Genomic DNA, 6457 nt, shown 5'->3' on the forward strand with positions numbered 1-6457 from the left:
TATTTTTCGCTACATTTGCGAATCATAAATGTGTACGCACACACATAGCATAAAATTGCTCATGACCGATAAAACAAAAAATGTTCGCATTTCAGATATTGCCCGTATGGCAGGAGTATCCGTCGGAACAGTCGATCGGATTCTGCATAACAGAGGAAAAGTGTCTAAAACAGCCCAAGAAAAAGTAAACCGAGTATTGCAAGAAGTTGAATACCGACCCAATCTCATGGCTCGGTCGCTGGCATTGAAAAAGCAATTCAATATTGCAGCTTTGATTCCGGCTTTCCGGCCGGGAGAATATTGGGAAAAGGCTGCGGAAGGGATAGACAAAGCTGCCGGAGAGCTGAACGACTACAACATTGTCGTTCAAAAAATATTCTTCGACCAATATGACCAAACCTCATTCAAGCACGTTTGTGAAATGGTTCTTTCTGATGAATTTAACGGAGTATTGATCGGAACATTATTTTCAGACTCGGTAACCGAACTCTCTGCCCGCCTCGATGAAAAACAGATACCATACGTATATATCGATTCCAACATCCCCGAAAACAATCAATTGGCATATTTCGGGACCAATTCTTATGACGGAGGATATATTGCCGCAAAATTGCTTACGGGGAAAATAGCACAAGGAAGCGATATTCTCATCGGAAAAATAATTCGAGAACGAAACAACAGTTCTACTCAGGTAAAAAACAGAGAAAAGGGTTTTATGGAATATCTCCATAAAACTGGTTTCTCCGGTCATGTCTTCTCGTGCGAACTGCATATCGACGAACCCGAATATAATGAAAAAATCCTAAACCGGATATTCAAAGCCAATCCCGGCATAAAAGGAGCTGTCGTATTTAATTCGGTATGTTGCGTATTGGCAGATTACTTGGAGAACAACGGTAAAAGAGAGATAAAGCTGGTGGGATATGACCTTATCGAAAGAAATATACGACATCTGTCAGAAGGGACGATTACATGGCTTATCGCCCAACGCCCCGAGATACAAGGATACAACGGAATAAAAGCATTGGGGAATTTTCTGACATACGGTAAAAAAGCGCCTCGAATCAACTTTATGCCGATAGATATTCTTATTAAAGAAAATATCGGCTATTATCAAAACAATAATCTTTAAAACTTAATATTACAATTATGGCAAATCTATTCAGTGTAAAAGACAAAGTAGTGGTAATGACCGGAGCTGCCGGTATTCTCGGACGTACGATATCTTCATATCTTGCCGGAGAAGGTGCAAAAATGGTTATCCTCGATCGTAATGAAGAAGCGGGAAACGAACTGGTAAATAACATTAAAGCTGCCGGAAACGAAGCCATATTTCTATATACCGACGTGCTGAACAAAGAAGTCTTATTGCAAAACAAAAAAGATATTATCGCCAGATACGGTCGTATAGATGTATTGCTTAACGCAGCAGGAGGTAATATGGCGGGTGCTACGATTCCTCCCGAAAAGACGATTTTCGATCTTGACGTGGAGGCTTTCCGAAAAGTTGTCGATTTGAATCTTTTCGGTACGGTATTGCCCACAATGGTATTTGCAGAAGAGATGGCGAAACAAAAAGAAGGGGCTATCGTAAATTTCAGCTCCGAATCGGCTCTACGTCCACTAACCCGTGTCGTAGGCTATGGTGCAGCAAAAGCCGCAATATCGAACTTTACAAAATATATGGCCGGCGAACTGGCTCTGAAATTCGGACCGGGATTGCGTGTCAACGCCATTGCTCCGGGATTTTTCCTGACCGAACAAAACCGCACTTTATTAACTAATCCCGACGGTTCACTGACCGATCGCTCACGTGTTATCCTCGCTCACACACCGTTCGGACGTTTCGGTGAACCTGAAGAACTTGTCGGAACGATCCAATACCTGATCAGCGACGCCTCGAAATTCGTAAGCGGAACAGTGGCTATCGTCGACGGAGGATTCGACGCATTCTCGATTTAATAACCAATTTAGAAAATTACAGATATGATTTTATGCGAACAAACATGGCGCTGGTACGGACCGAATGACCCTGTCAGCCTGCAAGATATAAAACAAGCCGGAGCTACCGGAATCGTAAATGCCCTGCATCAAATTCCCAACGGAGAGGTATGGACTGTTGAAGAGATCATGAAACGCAAAAAAATGATCGAAAATGCCGGACTCAAATGGTCGGTCGTAGAGAGTGTTCCGGTACATGAGCATATAAAAACCCAGACCGGGGATTTCCAGAAATATATCGATAATTATAAAGAAAGTTTACGGAATCTCGCCCAATGCGGCATATATATCGTGACTTATAACTTCATGCCGGTACTCGACTGGACCCGTACCGATCTCGCCTATACCATGCCCGACGGATCGAAAGCCTTGCGTTTCGAACGGGCGGCTTTTCTTGCCTTCGACCTTTTTATACTGAAAAGACCGGGTGCTGAAAAAGAATATTCCGATGAAGAAAAGGCCAAGGCAAAAGCCCGTTATGATCAAATGAGCGAAGCCGACAAGCAATTACTTATACGCAACATGATTGCCGGGTTACCGGGATCGGAAGAGAGCTTTACCGTAGAACAATTTCAGGAAGCCCTCGATCGGTATAAAGACATAGATGCGGAAAAACTACGTGCCAATTTGATCTATTTCTTAAAAGAAATCACTCCGATAGCTGACGAAGTCGGCGTAAAATTAGTCATTCATCCGGATGATCCCCCCTACCCGATTTTGGGATTGCCAAGAATATTGAGTACCGAAGAAGATTTCAGAAAACTGATCGAAGCTGTTCCGAACGAATCGAACGGACTTTGTCTGTGTACCGGATCATTCGGTGTACGGGGAGACAATGATCTTGCCGGAATGATGGAACGTTTCGGCGACCGCATCAATTTTGTACATTTGAGAAGTACGCAACGGGATGAAGAGGGAAATTTCTACGAAGCCAATCATCTCGAAGGAAATGTCGATATGTATAACGTAATGAAAAACTTCCTGCTGTTGCAACAACGCAGAGGTGTCTCCATACCGATGCGTCCCGACCACGGACACCAAATGATCGATGATCTCCACAAAAAAACCAATCCCGGATATTCTTGTTTGGGTCGGATGCGTGGTTTGGCCGAATTACGCGGATTGGAAATCGGCATCGCGAAATCTCTATTTAATTAAATAAGACATTTTTTCTTTTATACATAACAGACCGTTATTTCCGGAATCCGGGAATAACGGTCGTTATTTTTTTTATATTTAATGTAGGTTCGTTTATAAAGGAGTGTCTAAATTTTACTTGAACAAAGTTGTAGAGAAATTCATACAAATAGTCTGTTGCTCTCTCAGGAGGAGAACGTATCGACTCCGCTTTTACAAAAAAAATGCCCTTCCGAAATTTAGTTTCGGAAAGGCATTCCAACTTTTCGCAAATCTTACTTACTTCACGAATTTACCGGAACGAATAACTTTTCCGTATTGCATACGAACAATATAAGCTCCGTTTGCAAAATCTGCTACACTATATTTATCAGGATTAGTCAGATATTTAACCAAACCACCGTCGACACTGTAAATCCAAGCCTTATCAACATTTATAAAGTTAATCACATTGTCGGCAACATAGAAGCTCGACACTTCGCTATTAACGTTGTTGATACCTTCCGGAGTCTGATCGAGACCTTCCGGCTCTTCTGCAATACCTTGATCATGAGTATCTGCCGGAGCCGGGCGAGGTTCATTGTCACCTGAAATTTCTACTCCAAAATCGATTGAGAATCCCTTCGCATGAAGCCCTGTAGGCAAGAACGAACCTTCGAACCATGCATCTGAGAATACGATACGCAAACGGCTATTACCCGGACGAGCATCTTCCGGTATAGTAAATGTATGAGTAATACCCGTTGTCTGGAATTCAGGAGTTGCAGCTCGAATATTACCTACACGGAACAATCGTTCACCTTGAGCAGGATTTTCATCGATCGGATCAGGATTGAAAGTTCCGCTTCCATCCAAATCCATCCAACCACCGGCAAAGCAATATTTCAAACCGTCAGAAAAATCTGCACATTTGATTGTAAGAGTAACTTCTTGACCTTGTTCTACCTTCAAAACTTTATCAGTAGCATTCACATATTGTGTTCCGTCAGTCTGAGGACCATCAGCATGGTAATCAATATTCTGAGTAGCTCCGACTGTAGTGAAATCAGTTACATAACGTTGTTCGCGTGCAATATCAGCTCCCTCACAATTCGGGTCCATCTGACTGATACCATAAGAATTATCATCTCTAACAGGCAAAGCATCTTGATCTGCACGAGCAACTTCTACCCACTCTATCGGAGAATACGTTTTCAAATCGGTAGAAACCGCACGCACCCCGATAAACGGTTGATCATCGGCATTTTCAAAAATAATATCACCAACATAAACAGCCCATTGCGTAGTACGAGCTATTTCAGAAATACGCCCCTCTTCACCGTTCTTATAAAGAATTTCGAAATGATCGACATTAGCCTCGTCATTGAATAATAAATCCCAATCAGCACGATCTTCGGCAGCTTTATCCAACTTCCAGTTTGCTTTAATAGAAAGAGAAGTCTTGGTTTCTTCTTTTACTTCTACAACCACATCCTGTACATTAGCCGGTACGGTCTTAACATTGTCGTTGATCTCCAATTTTCCGACATAAAGTTTATAATTATCGTCCGAACCTTTTACTCGCAAACCGATACGTTCGATCACATCACCCTGATTAATTCCAGAAAGCATAATTTTCTTTTCCTGCCAGGTAGTACCTGTTGTCTCACCTACGGGAAATTCTAACCAAGTACCGTCTTGCTTTTTCAAAATAACATACAAATTGGTTGCATTATTACCTTCTTTACCGCTTTTTACGGCAATATTGGCATAAGCTCCCGATGCACTCGATGTAAGCGCAGTCTGGAAAAGAACGATATCTGTACCTGTAGAAGTAGCTTCTCCTGTCAACTTCAAGCAAGAACCTCCGGTATAAGCATCGTCATGAGAAAATTCCGGTTGAATTTTATCACTTGCCGTCAGAGTTTCCGGCTCTGTTACCAACCAACGGTAGGTCGGCACACGATCTTGATTAGCCATATTATACCATGCACCGGCCGTTTTCTTTCCTTTATAATTATAACGGTCACCGTTACCTAAGTTAAAATAGGTAGCAAAAGGCAGATTACCTTGAATAGCCGAACGTTCGGGAATCCACGTTGCCAAACCGGCAAATGTAGAAAGAGGTAATTTATCCCCCTCTTTTTCCCAATTGTTTCCTGTATTACTTATTTCTGGACGATTCAACGGATTGCGGTTACCTCCCGAAAAAGCCCGTTCGAGCAAAGATTGATAATTGCTTTGTGCTTCATAAGCATCCGCTCCCGAATTATAAGTCCAAAAACGACTCGCATTATGCTCGCCCCAAAGACAAATACCGCACCTCTTGTCATCGTCAGTAGCATTTAATCGAGACCAGCCACGATCCATACTTACGATCCATACGCCTGCATAAAGTCCCTCAGACGTACCCATAACTTCTTCCGCCTTACGGACAGAAGCTCCCATATTATAAGAAAAATCCGAAGCTGCATAATTCAACATCGTATGAGCAGTACGTCCGGTTTCATCACCAAACAAGGCATTCGGATTACCTACGATAGATGACATTGCCGTATATAATCCCAAATGGAAATTATCAAAACCACAAGCAGCGGCTTCTTTATACAATGCCTTATTGAAGGCAATCGTAGTTTCATTGGTATATCCGGTATCTTCCCAGTTATAGTTAATACCATCTGCACCGAAATACATCAAGCAATTAATCATCGGTTTTACATACTTGAACGTACCGTCAGTATTCTTCTCGCTGATTATTCTATTCCACTCTCCGGAATCAACTCCCCAACTTTCAAAAAATTTGATACCGCTCATAATATTGGTTCCGTTCTTGTGTGCAGCATCAACCCACGCACCTGGAGCAGAGAAAAAACCATGATTCCATGACCCGAACAGATTAGTGTAGTTCCACATAGAGAATACATCATCTGCAAAATTAGTCGTAGGTTGCCCTACAGCCCCATCTTTACCCGTACTCATCGGAATATTCATCCAAAGATCCCGTTTTTCATACGTATCGGGAAGAAGACGATTGGCTCGATCTATAATTTGAGCTTTACGCACATGCGAACGAATAAATGCAATGTCAGAAGGAAGAATACCTTTGGCAGCAAACTCTTCTTCTGTCGGGTAATTACGTCCCTTCTGCAATGCATTATAGAACAATTCCATCAAATCTACATCCACAAAACCGGAAAAATCATACACCTCTTTCGTTGCAGTTTCCGACATCTGTGACATCGCTGTGCCCGGTGTACCCATTACCGAACAACATACCATAGCACTGATAATCAAGTGTCTTTTTTTCATAAGCAAATAATTTTAATTTAGGTTGTTTAGT

General features: G+C 42.2%; 4 protein-coding genes. 3 read left to right on the top strand and 1 reads right to left on the bottom strand.

The window, feature by feature from the left end; all coding sequences use genetic code 11:
* The first annotated feature begins 61 nt into the window (after window positions 1–61).
* From AC0UMU_RS10850 to uxuA, 3 genes are read left to right on the top strand one after another with little or no spacing between them, the layout of a single operon-like run.
* On the top strand, window positions 62–1132 hold the full coding sequence (locus AC0UMU_RS10850) for a LacI family DNA-binding transcriptional regulator (protein ID WP_022602000.1): 1071 nt from the start codon (window positions 62–64) through the stop codon (window positions 1130–1132).
* A gap of 17 nt (window positions 1133–1149) precedes the next feature.
* Entirely contained in the window at window positions 1150–1962 is an 813-nt protein-coding gene (locus AC0UMU_RS10855; RefSeq protein ID WP_022602001.1) for an SDR family oxidoreductase, read from the top strand.
* A 24-nt stretch (window positions 1963–1986) separates the two neighbouring features.
* The gene (gene uxuA / locus AC0UMU_RS10860) at window positions 1987–3159 is read left to right on the top strand and encodes a mannonate dehydratase (RefSeq protein WP_022602002.1); all 1173 of its coding nucleotides are present in this window, start codon (window positions 1987–1989) and stop codon (window positions 3157–3159) included.
* Between the two features lie 258 nt (window positions 3160–3417).
* Here the strand turns inward: uxuA and AC0UMU_RS10865 are convergent, their stop codons facing one another.
* A complete protein-coding gene (locus AC0UMU_RS10865) occupies window positions 3418–6426 on the bottom strand; it encodes an endo-beta-N-acetylglucosaminidase (RefSeq protein ID WP_022602003.1) in 3009 nt (1002 codons plus the stop codon).
* Window positions 6427–6457 lie beyond the last annotated feature (31 nt).

It is taken from the genome of Coprobacter fastidiosus (assembly GCF_982245605.1).

Bases quoted from the DNA above. Each gene is read 5' to 3' on its own strand.
- AC0UMU_RS10855 (WP_022602001.1), top strand. From the start codon at position 1,150: ATGGCAAATCTATTCAGTGTAAAAGACAAAGTAGTGGTAATGACCGGA.
- AC0UMU_RS10865 (WP_022602003.1), bottom strand. From the start codon at position 6,426: ATGAAAAAAAGACACTTGATTATCAGTGCTATGGTATGTTGTTCGGTA.
- uxuA (WP_022602002.1), top strand. From the start codon at position 1,987: ATGATTTTATGCGAACAAACATGGCGCTGGTACGGACCGAATGACCCT.
- AC0UMU_RS10850 (WP_022602000.1), top strand. From the start codon at position 62: ATGACCGATAAAACAAAAAATGTTCGCATTTCAGATATTGCCCGTATG.